This is a genomic window from Streptomyces alanosinicus, from assembly GCF_014650595.1.
Lineage (GTDB): Bacteria > Actinomycetota > Actinomycetes > Streptomycetales > Streptomycetaceae > Streptomyces > Streptomyces alanosinicus.
Genome location: NZ_BMVG01000005.1, coordinates 231,820 through 246,111, shown reverse-complemented (window position 1 = coordinate 246,111; position 14,292 = coordinate 231,820). Strand labels below are relative to the sequence as shown.

The window sequence follows — 14,292 nt, the reverse complement described above, 5'->3', positions numbered from 1 at the left end:
CCGGCCTCAGAGCGTGTCGGGGAGCGTCTTCCACAGGTGCGACCGGTCCGGGGCCGCCTTCAGCGCGTCGAGAACGCGCGGGTGCGGTGCGGCGTACAGGACGGGATGGTCCGCCTCGCCGGCCGCGGGGTCGGGGATCCAGGCGAGCCGCTCGCCGTCCAGGGAGAAGCGGGCGTCCACGCCGGGTTTGTTCCCGCGCGGGTCCTGACGGTGCCAGGCGCCGTGGAAGCGGACGGCGACCAGACCGTGCACGGCATGGCCGGCGCCGTCGTCGTGCGCCAGCCGTTGGTAGCACAGGGCCGTGGGGATGTCCTCGGCGCGCAGCAGGGCGGTCAGCGCATGGGCCTTGGCGTAGCAGATACCGGTACCCAGGGCCAGCACGTCGGAGGCGCGCCAGGTGACGCGCGGATCCCCGACGTCCGCGGAGTGCGGGATGGCGTCGCGTACGAAGTCGAAGGCGGCCCGCGCATAGGCATACGAGTCGGCTGCCTCTGCGGCCAGCTTGGCGGCTGTTTCCCTCACCACGGGATGGTGATGGTCGATGGCCTCGTCGGCAGCCAAGTAGGCGGAAAGGTCAGCGGTGTTCTGGATCAGCTCCATGCCCGCAGAGCATAGGAATGCGATCACCCGACAGTCAATGACTTTTCGGGTGACCGCATACCTATGCAATGCTCGGGGCTGGCGCTAGTGCGCCATCTCCTCCTTGACCGCGGCCACGAAGGTGTCGATGTCCTCCTCCGTGGTGTCGAAGGAGCACATCCAGCGCACCACTCCGGCCGCCTCGTCCCAGAAGTAGAAGCGGAAGCGCTGCTGCAGCCGCTCGCTCACGTCGTGCGGAAGCTTCGCGAAGACGCCGTTGGCCTGCACCGGGTAGAGGATCTCCACACCGTGCACCGCGCGCACGCCCTCGGCCAGCCGCTGGGCCATCTCGTTGGCGTGCCGGGCGTTGCGCAGCCACAGGTCCTTCGCCAGCAGCGCCTCCAACTGCACCGACACGAACCGCATCTTGGAGGCCAGCTGCATCGACATCTTGCGCAGGTGCTTCATCTTGCGCACCGCGTCCTGGTTGATGACCACGACGGCCTCACCGAAGACGGCGCCGTTCTTGGTCCCGCCCAGCGACAGGATGTCGACGCCGACCGCGTTGGTGAACGTCCGCATGGGCACGTTCAGGGAGGCGGCCGCGTTGGCTATCCGGGAGCCGTCCAGATGCACCCTCATGCCGTGGGCGTGGGCGTGCTCGCAGATCGCGCGGATCTCCGCGGGCGTGTAGAGCGTGCCCAGCTCCGTGGACTGGGTGATCGAGACGACCTGCGGCATCGCGCGGTGCTCGTCCTCCCAGCCGTAGGCCTGCCGGTCGATCAGCTCGGGGGTGAGCTTGCCGTCGGGCGTGGGGACGGTGAGCAGCTTCAGACCGCCCATGCGCTCGGGCGCGCCGCCCTCGTCGACGTTGATGTGCGCGCTCTCGGCGCAGATCACCGCGCCCCAGCGGTCGGTGACCGCCTGGAGCGCGACGACGTTCGCGCCGGTGCCGTTGAAGACCGGGAAGGCCTCCGCGGTGGAGCCGAAATGGCCGCGGATGATCCGCTGGAGGTTCTCGGTGTACTCGTCCTCGCCATAGGCCACCTGATGGCCGCCGTTGGCCAGGGCCAGGGCGGCCAGCACCTCGGGGTGGGCTCCGGCGTAGTTGTCGCTTGCGAAACCGCGAACGTGCGGGTCGTGATGGCGACGCGCGTCGGTCCTGGGAGGGTTCACGGCTTCTCGGTCAGCCACAGGCGGTGTCCGTTCACTTCGGCGGCGGTCTTGCTCCAGACGCCCTCGATGGCCTCGGCCAGGTCCTTGACGTCCGTGAAGCCCGCGAACTTCGCGTTGGGTCGTTCGGCGCGCATGGCATCGTGCACCAGCGCCTTCACCACCAGGATGGCAGCCGCCGACGTCGGCCCCTCGGGACCCCCTGCCTTGCGGAAGTAATCGGCCAGGGCGAGCGTCCACGCCTCGGCGGCGGCCTTCGCCGCGGCATAGGCGGCGTTGCTCGCGGTGGGATTGCTCGCGCCCGCCGCGCTGATCAGGACGTACCGGCCGCGCTCGCTGCGCTGCAGCGCCTCGTGGAAGGCGAGGGAGGTGTGCTGCACGGTCTTGACGAGCAGCAGCTCCAGGAAGTCCCAGTCGTCCAGGCTGGTCTTCGTGAACGTCTCGCTGCCGCGCCAGCCGCCGACCAGATGGACGAGGCCGTCGACACGCCCGAAGTCCTTCTCGATGTGGGCGGCCCAGTCCCGGGTGGACTGCAGATCGAGCAGATCCACCGTGTCACCGGTGACGGTGGCGCCACCGGAGGCGTAACGGGCCGCGTCCACGGCCTCCGACAGGCGCTGCGGGTCGTTGTCCGCCCCGACGACGGTCGCGCCGGCCTCGGCCAGGCGCATCAGTGCCGCGCGTCCGGCGGGTCCGCCCGCGCCGGCCACCGCGATCACCGCACCACTGAGAGACCCGTTGTTCGCCACGTTCTTCCCCTCTTGACTGATGTTCCGGCCGCGGTCGCTCACGCGGCGACCGGCTCGGCGCTGTCCGCCGTGATGCCCTTGGTGGAGGCGATCACATTCTTCAGCTTCTTGGACAGGGCCTCGTAGAACATGCTGAGCGGAAACTCGTCCGGAAGCACGTCGTCCACGAGCTTGCGCGGCGGCTGGGTCAGGTCGAGGGCGTCCGGGCCCTTGGCCCAGGTGGAGCCGGGGTGCGGGGAGAGGTAGGTCGCGACCAGCTCGTAGCCGGCGAACCAGTGCACCAGCTTCGGGCGGTCGATGCCGTCCTTGTAGAGCTTCTCGATCTCGGCGCACAGCTGGTTGGTGACCTGCGGGGCGCGCTCCCAGTCGATGGCGAGCTTGTTGTCGGTCCAGCGCAGCACGTCGTGCTTGTGCAGGTAGGCGAAGAGCAGCTGGCCGCCGAGGCCGTCGTAGTTGCGGACGCGGTCACCGGTGACCGGGAAGCGGAACATCCGGTCGAAGAGCACCGCGTACTGCACGTCACGGGCCTGCGGGACACCGTCGCCCTGCAGCTTCACGGCCTCCTTGAAGGCGGTGAGGTCACAGCGCAGCTCCTCCAGGCCGTACATCCAGAACGGCTGGCGCTGCTTGATCATGAACGGGTCGAACGGCAGGTCGCCATGGCTGTGGGTGCGGTCGTGGACCATGTCCCACAGCACGAAGGCCTCCTCGCAGCGCTTCTGGTCGTGGACCATCGCGGCGATGTCCTCGGGCAGCTCAAGGCCCAGGATGTCCACGGCGGCGTCGGTCACCCGGCGGAAGCGGGCGGCCTCGCGGTCGCAGAAGATGCCGCCCCAGGAGAAACGTTCCGGCGCTTCGCGTACGGCGATCGTCTCCGGGAACAGGACCGCGGAGTTGGTGTCATAGCCGGACGTGAAGTCCTCGAAGGTGATGCCGCAGAACAGCGGGTTGTCGTAGCGGGTGCGCTCCAGCTCGGCCAGCCACTCCGGCCAGACCATGCGCAGCACGACCGCCTCCAGATTGCGGTCCGGGTTGCCGTTCTGCGTGTACATCGGGAAGACGACCAGGTGCTGCAGGCCGTCCGCGCGCTGCGCGGCGGGCTGGAAGGCCAGCAGGGAGTCCAGGAAGTCCGGCGCCTCGAAGCCGCCCTCGGCCCAGCGCCGCAGATCCTTCACCAGGGCCCGGTGGTAGGCCTCGTCGTGCGGGAGCAGCGGCGAGAGCAGCTCCACCGCGTCGACGACACGCCGTACGGCGGCCTCGGCGTCCGCCTTGGCCGGTGCGCCCTCGGCGTCGAAGTCGATCGATCCGTCCTTCGACTGCCATGGCCGGATCTGCTCCACGGCATCCTTGAGCACCGGCCAGGCCGGGTGCTCGACCACCCTGGTCGACGAAGGAATCCGCCCCTCCGTAGCCGCCTGCACAAGAATTTCCGTCATGTCCCATCCTCCACGGGAGAACCTCGCGTATGGACACCGTATGCATACCCGGTTTCCGCCATCAAGAGGCTGTACGAGAAAATATTCTGCCGAGCCGCTTGGTCACCGATGTTTTTCCTGCCGTCTACCGTGACGACGCTCACTTCCGTCGGCGATGACCCGCGTTCACGCGCGGCGCTCCCCCGAGCGGTCACGCCCTCGGTGCGGGGTGGTCACGCGGGTGCCGTGGCGTGTTCAAGGGGTTGCCCGGCAGATGTCAAGGCGAGGAGGACGCGCCCACGCCCGGGTGACATGGAGGCGCATATCGGCCAGCTGAGAGCCCGCCACGCCCCGGATGCCTCATGCACGTGCGGGTTCATCGTGGGTCCCGGCCATTAGGCTGCGACTCTGCTCGCACGGACGACGGGGTCCGCCCGTCCCGCGCGTGCCGAGCCGCCGTCGACGGAAGCGAGTCGAACCTTGAACTTTCTTACCATCGGTCACCGCGGGGTCATGGGCGTCGCACCCGAGAACACCCTTCGTTCCTTCGTCGCCGCACAGGAGGCCGGTCTCGACGCCATCGAACTCGATCTGCAGCTGAGCAAGGACGGCGCCCTGGTCGTCATGCACGACGCGGAAGTGGACCGTACGACCGACGGCACCGGGGCGATCGCCGACAAGACCCTCGCCGAGCTGCGCTCCCTGGACGCGGGGCACGGGGCGCGGGTGCCGGTGTTCGAGGAGGTCCTGGACGCGGTGCGGCTCCCGGTGCAGGCCGGGATCACGGACGTGGCGGTGGCCCGCGCGCTGGCGGCGGTGATGCACGAGCGCGATCTGGTCGGGCGCGTGGAGGTGTCCTCGTTCCACGACGAGGCGATCACCGAGATCACCCGGCTGGTGCCCGGCGTGCGCACGGCGCTGATCGCGGACCGCTACGGCCCGGAGGTGGCCGAGCGCGCGGCCGCCGTGGGCGCGACGACCGTCTGCCTCGACATCCGCCGGATCACCCTGGAGGTCGTCGAGCAGGCGCGCGCGGCCGGGCTGCGGATCATCGCGTGGGTCGTCAACACCCACGATCATCTGCGGCTGGTGCGCGCCCTGGAGCTGGACGGCGCGACGACCGACTTCCCGGAGATCAAACGCACGGCCCGCTTCATGGCGTAGGGGCCGCGCACCGCCGGGCAGTCACCCGCGAACCCTCAGCCGAGCTTCTTGACCAGCAGCTCGAACTGCAGGTCGGCGCGGCGCGGGATCCCGAAGCGCTCCTCACCGTACGGGAAGGGCGACATCTGTCCCGTACGGCGATAGCCACGGCGCTCGTACCAGGCGATCAGGTCCTCCCGTACGGAGATCACCGTCATGCGCATCTCGGTGACGCCCCAGATCTCGCGCACCCGGCGCTCGGCCTCGGCCATGACCTTCCGGCCGAGGCCGGCGCCCTGCAGGGCGGGGCTGACCGCGAACATGCCGAAGTAGGCGTGGTCGCCGCGGTGTTCGAGCTGGCAGCAGGCGACGGTCCGGCCGTCCTGCTCCACGATCAGCAGCCGGCTGTCGGGCGCCTTGATCACCTCCAGCACGCCCTCGGGGTCCGTACGCTGGCCGTCCAGGATGTCCGCCTCGGTCGTCCACCCGGCCCGGCTGGCGTCCCCGCGATAGGCCGACTCGATCAGCGCGACCAGCGCGTCGACGTCGGCGTCGGTGGCGTCCCGGAAGCTGGGTCCGGTGGCGGGGGTTTCCATGCGGCGGTCTCCGATCTCGGCGTGGCTCAGCCAGGGTCGAGAGTAACCCTGCCACTAGGGCCTTTCCGGCGGATCAGGTCGCGGGAAAGTGACGGTGCCTCATCGGCGCAGGTGAGCGGGGGTCGGTGCGTCCAGCGGCAAGGCGGAGGAGGGAGTCGACGCGGTGGGGGTCCCCCCGCGCGAGCGGAGTCGAGCGTGGGGGAGTCGGCGAGTGACGACAACGCCGCAGAGGGGCGCGCCGCCCCCCGCGTCTGCGACAGGATCCGCCGGACAGGCCCTAGGCTCCGCCTGCATGGTGCATGTACTCAGCAGCCGGACGCTGCTCACCCCCACCGACCCCGAGCGCTCCCGGACCTTCTACGGCGAGAAGCTGGGCCTGTCCGTCTACCGCGAGTTCGGTACGGGGCCCGAGCGCGGAACGGTCTACTTCCTCGGCGGCGGCTTCCTGGAGGTCTCCGGGCGCTCCGAGACCCCGCCCTCGCCCCCGGTCCGGCTGTGGCTGCAGGTCGACGACGTCACGGCCGCGCACAAGGAACTGGACGCGAAGGGCGTCGACGTCGTCCGGCCGCCGGTGAAGGAGCCATGGGGCCTGATCGAGATGTGGATCACCGACCCGGACGGCACCCGCATCGCCCTGGTGGAGGTCCCGGCGGACCATCCGATGCGCTATCGGCCGGGCATCTAGATGTATTGATCACGAGCGTTGTCAACGCCGGCCGGGCTTGATCATGGCGAAGACCTCCGGTGAAGACCTCCGGTGTGGTGGAGAGCTGTCCAGGACTGCACCGCACGGCCGTCCTCGTGTCCCACCGTAATGCCCGGCTGACCGGGACGGCGTTCCCGCACGGCTTCCCGCCGGGAGCCGGAGCCGCTCGTCGCCACCCGCGCCCCCTACGCCCGCAGCGCGCCCATCCGGCCCTCCAGCCGGCCGAGCAACTCGGCCAGCAGGACGGCCAGTTCGTCCTGGCCCTCGGGCGCGAGGACGGACAGTACGGCGGTCTCGTAGGCGAGCTGCTCGGGGAGGATGCCGTCGACCAGGTCGCGGCCGGCGTCGGTGAGCCGGAGATGGGCGACCCGGCGGTCACGGGTGTCGCCGCGCCGCTCGACCAGCCCCCGTTCGGCCAGCTGCTTGAGGCGCTTGGTGACGGCGGCCCCGGAGGAGAAGGTCTCCCGGGCCAGCTCCCCCGGGGTCAGCTCGTGGCCGGTGCGGCGCAGCGCACCCAGCAGGTCGAACTCGGGACGGCTGAGGCCGGCCCGGCGCAGCGGCGCGTCCTCGGCCTGCTGGAGCAGCGCGGCGCAGCGGTTGATCCGGCCGATGACCTCCATGGGCCCGGTGTCCAGTTCGGGGTGCACGGTCCGCCACTGCCGGACCACCGCGGCGACGGTGTCCTGGCGGCCGCCGTCGGCACCGTCAGCGGTGGGGGCGCTGCTTCCGGCGGCCGTGGCGGGGTCGGTGTCCCCGCCGGTCGCGGGCGCCGCGCCGCCGGCTCGGTCGCCCTCGGCCGGCCGGTGCCCGCCGCGTCCGTCCGCGGGGTCCGCGCCGGCCGCGTCGTCCACCGGCGCCCCGCCGTTCGTCGCCGTCATGGCCGTATGTCCTCCGTCGTCCTGCCGGGGCCCCGGCCCTGGTTCTCGCCCTGCTCCTGGGCCTGGGCCCGGGCCTGCGGTACGAACCCCTGGCGCCGTACCGTCGCCGCGAGCGTACGGTGTCCGGACTGCTCGGCGAGCACGACCCGCTCCTCGGGCAGGGCGCGTTGCCACCACTCGCCGGACGCGGCGTCGGCCGTGGCACGCAGATCGACGAGGGCGGCGGCGAGGGCTCGGCGGGCGGACTCCAGGGCGTGCGGCGCCGGGTGCGGCTCGGCCAGCAGCCGGGCGGCCCGCTCGCGGGCGCGCTCCGCCGCGGTCAGCGCGTGGCCGAGGCGGTCGCCCGCACGCCGGTTGGTGACCGCGACGGCCGCGACGAAGCCGACCAGCGCGCCGACGACGGTGTCCGCGACCCGCTCGGTCATCAGCTCGGCCGGGTTCTGGGCGCGGGCGAACTCGGTGACGAGCAGCGCCATCGGGGTCACGCAGACGCTGCCGAGCCAGTAGTTACGGCTGATCAGCGCCTCGGCACCGAAGGTGAGGGCGAGGGCGCACAGCACCAGGGCGGCGGGGTGCAGACGGGCGAGCGGGGCGAGGGCGGCGAAGAGCAGGACGCCGACGACGTTGCCGACGACCCGCTGGACGCCGCGGCTCCAGGTGAGGGTGACATTGGCCTGGTAGAGGGAGGCCGCGGTGACCAGGGCCCAGTAGGGGCGGCCGACGCCGAGCGCGAGGGAGGCGTAGCCGGCGAGGGCACAGCCGATCGCGGTGCGCGCGGCGAGCGGGGCGAGGGCGGCGAGACGGTGCCGCGCCGACGGCCGCGGATGGGCGCGTTCGGCCTGCACGCCGAGGAGCTCGTCGTCCTCCGCGTCCTCCGCACGGAGGAGTGCGCCCGCACACGCGCGCGGGGAGTCGACGCGCGGTATCCGCCCGGTGCCGCGCAGCTCGCGGGCCCAGGCGCGCAGCCGTGCGGGGTCGGTGTCGGTGTCGGCGGGGGCGGCGAGGGCGACCTCGGCGCGTACGAGGAGCCGTTCGAGGGCGCGGCGGGTGCGGTCGGGGCGGGCGCCCGCGGCGAGCAGCGACTGCCAGGCGGCGTGGATCGCGGCGGCGCTCGCGGAACGGGTACGGGCGTGGCCGTCGGCGGCGCCGCGCGTCTCGGCGTACGCGGCGGCCGCGTTCAGCGCCTGGGCGGTGGCGCGGCGTTCGGGGCCGTACGGGCGCAGCAGTCCGGGGGCCATGCCGATCAGCCAGGCCCAGGTGCCGGTCGCGAGGGCCAGCGCGATGTGGCCGGGCACCTGACCGAGGGTCTGCGGCGCGAACAGCGAGGCGGAGCTGATGAAGGTCAGGACCACGTTCGCGGGCGGTCCGAGCCGGGTGGCGTCGGACACGGCCTTCTGCACGGCGGCCATGACGGCGCCGACCGTGACGAGGACGACGGCATCGCCGGTGAGCGACGCGGTGACCAGCGAGACGGTGAGGCCGCCGGCCATGCCGAGCACCACTCCGGCCAGGACACGGGCGCGGGCGGCGTAGGGCCGGTTGTGTCCGTAGAGCGCGCACAGCGATCCGGCCATCGTGTACATGGCGAGGTCGAGACGGCCGAGGGCCAGCAGGATCAGGTTGGGCGGGGCGACCGCGGCGACCACGCTCAGCGCGGGCTTGAACCAGATGTCGGAGGGCCGTCCGAGGCGGAGCACTCCGGCGAGGGGAAGTCGATGGCGGGTCGCACTGCTCATGCCATCAACTTAGCATGTATTTTACTTGTAAAATTCCTCTGCGCTCCACCGCATGCTCCCCGTGTACACCCTTGCGCTCGCGTGCGCTCCGGCCGCCGTGGGCATCGCATCCCTGGACCGACCGTCGAGCGGGGAGGTGCGCGCGTGCACGGACCGGTGTCGGCAGCGTGGCTGCTGGTCGCGCTGTGCGCGGCGACCGGCGCCTACTGTCTGCTGCGGATGCGCAGCGGCGTCGAGGAGCAGCGCCTCTCCGCCGGCGGAGAGGCGCTGATGGGTTTCGGCATGGCCGTGATGGCCGTACCGACGGCGGTGTTCACCCCACCGCGGTGGGCGTGGCCGCTGTATGCGGCCGTGTTCGGCGCGGCGGCGCTGCGCACGCTGTGGGCCGTGCGCGCCGCCCCGCGTCATCTGCACCATCTGGTGGGCGCGTCCGCGATGGTCTACATGGCGCTGGCGATGGCCGTGGCCCCGCCGGGCCCGCACCACGCGCACGGCGGCATCGGGGTGCCCTTGCTGACCGGCGTGCTGCTGGCGTACTTCGCGGGTTACGTGCTGCTCGCCGGCGCCCGCCTGGTGCCCGCCGCCGGCTCGGCGAGCGGGGGCGGGTCCACGGCCGCGGCCGGGATCCGGGCCGGTGCCGCCGGCTGGGGCGACCGCCCGGAACTGGCCCGGGCCTGCCGGCTGTCCATGGGGATCGGCATGGTCACGATGCTGCTGACCATGTGAGGTTTCCTCGCTCATGAGCGGGGTCACGCGCGGGCCGGGAAGGCGGGCGGTGGTGGCGAGTCGACGGACTGGGTGTGGGACCCGGTCGACTCCGCCCGCTACGCGGTCCTCCCCTCCGGCCGCGCGATGACCGCCACCGTGGTGTGCGGCCTGCTGCTGTGGGCGGCGCACCGCTTCGGCGCGGGCCACGGCCGGTGGCGTACGGCCGTGGCGGCGGCCGTGGTCTCGGTGGTGGGGGTGGGCGCGACGCGGGCGTGGCCGGCCGTCCACCGGCCCTCGGACGCGCTCGGCGGCCGGCTGTCCGGGGCGTGGGTGGTGGCGCTCGCCGTGCTGGTCCACGCGGGGCCGTGACCCGGCCGACGCGATACACCGGCCGGCGGCCGGCCGATAGGGTCGGGCGCATGACTGCTGTGCTGTTCGACTTCTCCGGGACGCTGTTCCGCGTCGAGTCCACCGAGTCCTGGCTGCGTGCGGCGCTGAACGACACGGGCCAGGCCCTGCCGGAACCCCGACTGAAGGCAGCCGCCGCGGCGTTGGAGGCGGCCGGCGCGCTGCCCGGCGGCGCGAACCCCGTGGAGCTGCCGGAGGACCTGGCCGGGCTCTGGGCGGTCCGCGACAAGAGCGCCGAGCTGCACCGGGCCGCCTACACGGGCCTGACCCGGCGGGTGCCGCTGCCCGATCCCGGCCTGTACGACGCGCTGTACGAGCGGCACATGGACCCGCAGGCCTGGGCTCCGTACCCGGACGCCGCCGAGGTGCTGCGCACGCTGCGCGAGCGCGGGATCGGCGTGGCCGTGGTCAGCAACATCGGCTGGGACCTGCGCCCGGTGTTCCGCGCCCACGGGCTCGACCGGTATGTGGACGCGTATGCGCTGTCGTACGAACACGGCGTGCAGAAGCCGGACCCGCGGCTGTTCTCGGTCGCCTGCGCGGCGCTGGGCGCCGATCCACGGCAGGTGGTGATGGTGGGTGACAGCAAGGAGGCGGACGGCGGCGCGGCCGCGCTCGGCTGCCAGGTCCATTTCGTCGAGCATCTGCCGGTGACGGAGCGGCCCGACGCGCTGCTCCCGGTACTGGACCTGGTGGGCTGAGCCGGCACAGCGGGAGAGCGCGTGACCGCGGGGAAAGGGCTCGCCTGCCCGCCGTCCGCCTGAGACGATCCCCCGCGTCGCCCCAGACGGACGGCAGCCCTGGACAGGACCCACGCAGGGCGGGGCCCGATGCGTTGAGTATAGTTGGCTGGCAGCCAGTCAACGCAGGAGTTACAGGATGTCCCCGCGCAGCGCCTCGGTCAATGAAGAGTTGCGGCGACGTTCCCGGGAGCGGCTGCTGCAGGCCGCCGTGGAACTGGTCGACGAGCGTGGTTTCGACGCGGCCACACTGGGCGACATCGCGGACCGGGCCGGTTCGGCGCGTGGACTGGTGTCGTACTACTTCCCCGGCAAGCGTCAGCTGGTGCAGTCCGCCGTGCACCGGCTGATGCACCGCACGCTGGAGGAGGCGCTGGAGCGGGAGCCGCGCACCGAGGACGGCCGGGAGCGGCTGGCCCGTGCCATCGACGCGATCCTGGGCCTGGCCCACGACCGGCCGGTGCTCATGCGGCAGCACATGGCGGGGCTGCTGCAGGCCGAGGGCTTCGTGCAGTGCCCGGAGCAGCGCAGGCTGGGCGAACTGCTCGGCGACACCGTCGCCCGGTACGGCTCCCAGAACGTCACCGTCGACTATCCGATGCTGCGGGCCCTGCTGATGGGCGCGGTGTACGCGGCGCTGATCCCGGGGGTGGCGATGCCCGTCCCGGTGCTGCGGGCCGAACTGTTCCAGCGGTACGGGCTCGACTGGGACGCCGGGGTGCCGCCGGAGAGCGAGGCGCGCCCGGAAGGGCGGGAGCGGGATCTGTCCCGGTTCTTCGCCACGGAGGAGCGCCCGAGCGGCGACTGAGGACCGCTGGGTCCTGTCGTCGAACCACCGGGCAGGCGGGAGTTCGACGACAGGACCCAGGGCGCCGAGCCGCCTCGGCGGCGCGTGCCGAATCGTCTCAGCGGCGGCGTGCGTGCCGGGTCAGGAAACCGGCGTCCCGGGCCTGGGCGATGAGCCGGAGCGAGCGGCGGCGGCTGCGTCCGGTCGCGGTCATCACCGCGAGCACCGGGTCGACGCCGCCCGCCTGCGCGGCGCGGTACTCCCGCGCCACCAGCCGGCGGCCCTCGACACCACGCGGCCAGCCAGGGCGGGCGCGCCAGGGCCCCACGCCGAACACGGCCTCCACCGTGTCACCGGCTTCCGGTGCGTGCCGCCCCTGCGGGCACTCGGCTTCGCGCGGGGCCGGTTGTTCGCATGCGCGCGGGGCTGCCAACTGCTCGTGTGCACCCGGTGCCGCCACCTGCTCGGGCGCGCCAGGTACCGCCACCTGCTCGTGTGTGCGCGGTGCCGTCACCTGCTCGTGTGCAGGCAGGTCCGCCAACTGCCCTACTGCGCACGGGACGTGAAGCTGCCCGTCCGTGCGCGGGGCCGTCGGCTGTACGGCTACGGGTGCCGCCTGCGGCCGCATGTCTTCGAGGCGCCGCGCCGGCCACTCGGCCTCGTCCCGCCGCGCAGGCAGCTCGCCCTCGCCCCGCCCCGCCGGCAGCTCGCCCTCGTCCCGCCCCGCCGGGCGCTGGTCGCCCTCCTCCTCGTCAGGCCGCCGCGCCGGCACGCCGCAGGACGCGAAGAGCGGGCCCTCGATCCAGCGCGCGAGGGCCGTCAGGTCGGCGAAGGACAGGGCCGGCTGCGCGCTGACGTCCTCGATGGACACGCATCCGCCGTGCAGGACGGCCAGGGCGTCGACGTGGGCGCCGTCGGGGAAGGCCAGCCGGACCTGGAACCAGGACGTGGTGCCGCCGTGCTCCCGCACCTTCCACGCGGGCCACACGGACACCGCGCCGTCCTCCGTGTTCCGATCAGAAAGATTAAGCAAGGATGCCTTTAGCACACACGCAACGTAACCGCATGATCGCATTCCATACGAACGGACACGCGCCGACGTCACCCCGCCGGCCCCTGCCGACACAGGCGTCAGGATGCCATGCTGGAGCCGTCCGCACGCCCTCCTTCGGGCAAGGAGCATCGCCGTGCTGCGTGTCGCCGTCGTCGGTTCGGGGCCGAGCGGGTGCTATACCGCCCAGAGCCTGGTCCAGCAGGACCCCGACGTGTGCGTGGACGTCCTGGACCGGCTGCCGTGCCCGTACGGCCTGGTCCGCTACGGCGTCGCGCCGGACCACGAGAAGATCAAGTCCCTGCAGGGCAGCCTCAGGACGGTGCTGGAGCACGAGCGGGTGCGCTTCCTGGGCGGCGTCCGGGTGGGCGGCCCCGGCGGGCTGCCGGTGGAGCGGCTGCGCGAGCTGTATCACGCGGTGGTGTACTGCATGGGTGCCGCCACCGACCGCCGGCTCGGGATACCGGGCGAGGAACTGCCCGGCAGCTGGTCGGCGACCGACTTCGTGGCCTGGTACAGCGCGCATCCGGACGCGGCCGACGCGGGCTTCCTGCGCGGAGTGCGCTCGGCGGTCGTGATCGGCGTGGGCAATGTGGCCGTGGATGTCACGCGGATGCTGGTCCGTGGCGCCGCGGAGCTGCGCCCGACGGATATCCCGCAGGCGGCGCTGGACACGCTGACGGCGAGCGGCATCACCGACGTGCGCATGGTGGGCCGGCGCGGCCCCTCGCAGGCCCGCTTCACCACCAAGGAGCTGCGCGAGCTGGGCGGGCTGCCCGGCACCGAAGTGACCGTCGATCCGGCCGACTTGGCGCTGGATCCGGCCGATCCCGGCGCGCTGCCGACCGTGCAGCGCCGCAATCTGGAGGTGCTGCGCGGCTGGGCCGGCCTGCCGTCGGCCGATGCCGCGCGGCGGATCGTGCTGCGGTTCTTCCTGCGCCCGGTGGAAGTGCTCGCGGACGGCGGCCGGGTGGGCGCCGTGCGCTTCGAACGGACGGCGCCGGACGGGCACGGCGGGGTGACGGGCACGGGCCGGTTCGAGGACGTGCCCGCCCAGGTGGTGCTGCGTTCGGTGGGCTATCGCGGAGTGCCGCTGGACGGGCTGCCGTTCGACTCGGCGACCGGCACGGTGCCGAACGCGGCGGGCCGCGTCGTGCGCGAGGGCGTCCCCTCCCCCGGTGAGTACGTCGCCGGGTGGATCAAGCGTGGTCCGACGGGTGTCATCGGCACCAATCGGCCCTGCGCCAAGGAGACGGTCGCCGCCCTGCTCGCGGACGCTCCGGCGCTGCTGGTGAAGCGGGTGCCGGCGGATCCGGTGGTGGCGCTGCGCGCGGCCGGGGTCGAGCCCGTGCCGTGGGCGGGATGGCTGGCGATCGAGCGGGCCGAGGCCGAACTGGGTGCGCGGCTCGGGCGGAGCGTGGTCAAGCTGGCCGACTGGGACGCGCTGCTCACGGCCGCCCGGTCGGCGTAGGGCCCGGCCGCGCCCTGGCCCCGCCGCGCCCTGGGCCCGGCGGCCCGGGATTCCCCGGGGGTCCGGCGGGCATGACACACAGCGGCAACAGACCGGAAATCAACAAACTGTTCAAGAAGCTTACGGTCTCGTCCTGTTCTGATGTCATGTTC

At 72.6% G+C, this 14,292-nt stretch carries 14 protein-coding genes and 2 pseudogenes; 7 read left to right on the top strand and 9 right to left on the bottom strand.

From position 1 onward, the window contains the following. Window positions 1-6: 6 nt before the first annotated feature. From IE277_RS14170 to IE277_RS14155, 4 genes are all read right to left on the bottom strand, one after another. On the bottom strand, window positions 7-600 hold the full coding sequence (locus IE277_RS14170; RefSeq protein WP_189952206.1) for a transglutaminase-like domain-containing protein: 594 nt from the start codon (window positions 598-600) through the stop codon (window positions 7-9). Window positions 601-684: 84 nt separating this feature from the next. Further along, the gene (locus IE277_RS14165; protein WP_189952204.1) at window positions 685-1,755 is read right to left on the bottom strand and encodes a threonine aldolase family protein; all 1,071 of its coding nucleotides are present in this window, start codon (window positions 1,753-1,755) and stop codon (window positions 685-687) included. Next, window positions 1,752-2,501, bottom strand: a complete 750-nt coding sequence (locus tag IE277_RS14160; RefSeq protein WP_189952202.1) for an SDR family NAD(P)-dependent oxidoreductase — start codon at window positions 2,499-2,501, stop codon at window positions 1,752-1,754. Before IE277_RS14160 ends, IE277_RS14165 begins: the two co-directional genes overlap by 4 nt. A 38-nt stretch (window positions 2,502-2,539) precedes the next feature. Continuing rightward, complete coding sequence (locus IE277_RS14155) at window positions 2,540-3,937, bottom strand: DUF6421 family protein (RefSeq protein WP_189952200.1); 1,398 nt, start codon at window positions 3,935-3,937, stop codon at window positions 2,540-2,542. 459 nt (window positions 3,938-4,396) lie between these two features. Here IE277_RS14155 and IE277_RS14150 point away from each other — a divergent pair, with 459 nt between their 5' ends. Continuing rightward, a complete protein-coding gene (locus IE277_RS14150) occupies window positions 4,397-5,080 on the top strand; it encodes a glycerophosphodiester phosphodiesterase (RefSeq protein ID WP_189952198.1) in 684 nt (227 codons plus the stop codon). A gap of 35 nt (window positions 5,081-5,115) precedes the next feature. Here IE277_RS14150 and IE277_RS14145 read toward each other — a convergent pair whose 3' ends face one another. Then, entirely contained in the window at window positions 5,116-5,655 is a 540-nt protein-coding gene (locus IE277_RS14145) for a GNAT family N-acetyltransferase (RefSeq protein WP_189952196.1), read from the bottom strand. A 292-nt stretch (window positions 5,656-5,947) separates the two neighbouring features. On the opposite strand from IE277_RS14145, the gene IE277_RS14140 reads away from it, so the two are divergent. Continuing rightward, the gene (locus IE277_RS14140; RefSeq protein WP_189952194.1) at window positions 5,948-6,340 is read left to right on the top strand and encodes a VOC family protein; all 393 of its coding nucleotides are present in this window, start codon (window positions 5,948-5,950) and stop codon (window positions 6,338-6,340) included. 206 nt (window positions 6,341-6,546) lie between these two features. Here the strand turns inward: IE277_RS14140 and IE277_RS14135 are convergent, their stop codons facing one another. Both IE277_RS14135 and IE277_RS14130 read right to left on the bottom strand, forming a co-directional pair. Further along, window positions 6,547-7,239, bottom strand: a complete 693-nt coding sequence (locus IE277_RS14135) for a MarR family winged helix-turn-helix transcriptional regulator (RefSeq protein WP_229881423.1) — start codon at window positions 7,237-7,239, stop codon at window positions 6,547-6,549. Continuing rightward, window positions 7,236-8,975, bottom strand: a complete 1,740-nt coding sequence (locus IE277_RS14130) for an FUSC family protein (protein ID WP_189952192.1) — start codon at window positions 8,973-8,975, stop codon at window positions 7,236-7,238. The genes IE277_RS14135 and IE277_RS14130 overlap by 4 nt, the downstream gene beginning before the upstream one ends. Before the next feature lie 144 nt (window positions 8,976-9,119). Between IE277_RS14130 and IE277_RS14125 the strand changes: the two genes are divergently transcribed. From IE277_RS14125 to IE277_RS14110, 4 genes and pseudogenes are all read left to right on the top strand, one after another. Beyond that, window positions 9,120-9,701, top strand: a complete 582-nt coding sequence (locus IE277_RS14125; RefSeq protein ID WP_189952190.1) for a DUF5134 domain-containing protein — start codon at window positions 9,120-9,122, stop codon at window positions 9,699-9,701. A 72-nt stretch (window positions 9,702-9,773) separates the two neighbouring features. Then, a pseudogene (locus IE277_RS14120) lies at window positions 9,774-10,052 on the top strand (phosphatase PAP2 family protein); the annotation flags it as partial. 50 nt (window positions 10,053-10,102) lie between these two features. Beyond that, complete coding sequence (locus IE277_RS14115; protein ID WP_189952188.1) at window positions 10,103-10,792, top strand: HAD family hydrolase; 690 nt, start codon at window positions 10,103-10,105, stop codon at window positions 10,790-10,792. A 178-nt stretch (window positions 10,793-10,970) separates the two neighbouring features. Further along, window positions 10,971-11,639: a TetR/AcrR family transcriptional regulator gene (locus tag IE277_RS14110; RefSeq protein WP_189952186.1), complete on the top strand. Its 669-nt coding sequence runs from the start codon at window positions 10,971-10,973 to the stop codon at window positions 11,637-11,639. A gap of 97 nt (window positions 11,640-11,736) precedes the next feature. On the opposite strand, the gene IE277_RS49505 is transcribed toward IE277_RS14110, so the two are convergent. Together IE277_RS49505 and IE277_RS49500 are read right to left on the bottom strand one after the other, a co-directional pair. Further along, a complete protein-coding gene (locus tag IE277_RS49505) occupies window positions 11,737-12,297 on the bottom strand; it encodes a DUF6214 family protein (RefSeq protein WP_444544841.1) in 561 nt (186 codons plus the stop codon). Window positions 12,298-12,348: 51 nt separating this feature from the next. Next, a pseudogene (locus IE277_RS49500) lies at window positions 12,349-12,693 on the bottom strand (DUF6214 family protein); the annotation flags it as partial. Between the two features lie 112 nt (window positions 12,694-12,805). On the opposite strand from IE277_RS49500, the gene IE277_RS14095 reads away from it, so the two are divergent. Further along, window positions 12,806-14,140, top strand: coding sequence for an FAD-dependent oxidoreductase (locus tag IE277_RS14095; RefSeq protein WP_189952184.1), 1,335 nt, complete (start codon window positions 12,806-12,808; stop codon window positions 14,138-14,140). The last annotated feature ends 152 nt before the right edge of the window (window positions 14,141-14,292 follow it).

Bases quoted from the DNA above. Each gene is read 5' to 3' on its own strand.
- IE277_RS14155 (WP_189952200.1), bottom strand. From the start codon at position 3,937: ATGACGGAAATTCTTGTGCAGGCGGCTACGGAGGGGCGGATTCCTTCG.
- IE277_RS14145 (WP_189952196.1), bottom strand. From the start codon at position 5,655: ATGGAAACCCCCGCCACCGGACCCAGCTTCCGGGACGCCACCGACGCC.
- IE277_RS14170 (WP_189952206.1), bottom strand. From the start codon at position 600: ATGGAGCTGATCCAGAACACCGCTGACCTTTCCGCCTACTTGGCTGCC.
- IE277_RS14140 (WP_189952194.1), top strand. From the start codon at position 5,948: ATGGTGCATGTACTCAGCAGCCGGACGCTGCTCACCCCCACCGACCCC.
- IE277_RS14110 (WP_189952186.1), top strand. From the start codon at position 10,971: ATGTCCCCGCGCAGCGCCTCGGTCAATGAAGAGTTGCGGCGACGTTCC.
- IE277_RS14130 (WP_189952192.1), bottom strand. From the start codon at position 8,975: ATGAGCAGTGCGACCCGCCATCGACTTCCCCTCGCCGGAGTGCTCCGC.
- IE277_RS14115 (WP_189952188.1), top strand. From the start codon at position 10,103: ATGACTGCTGTGCTGTTCGACTTCTCCGGGACGCTGTTCCGCGTCGAG.
- IE277_RS14135 (WP_229881423.1), bottom strand. From the start codon at position 7,239: ATGACGGCGACGAACGGCGGGGCGCCGGTGGACGACGCGGCCGGCGCG.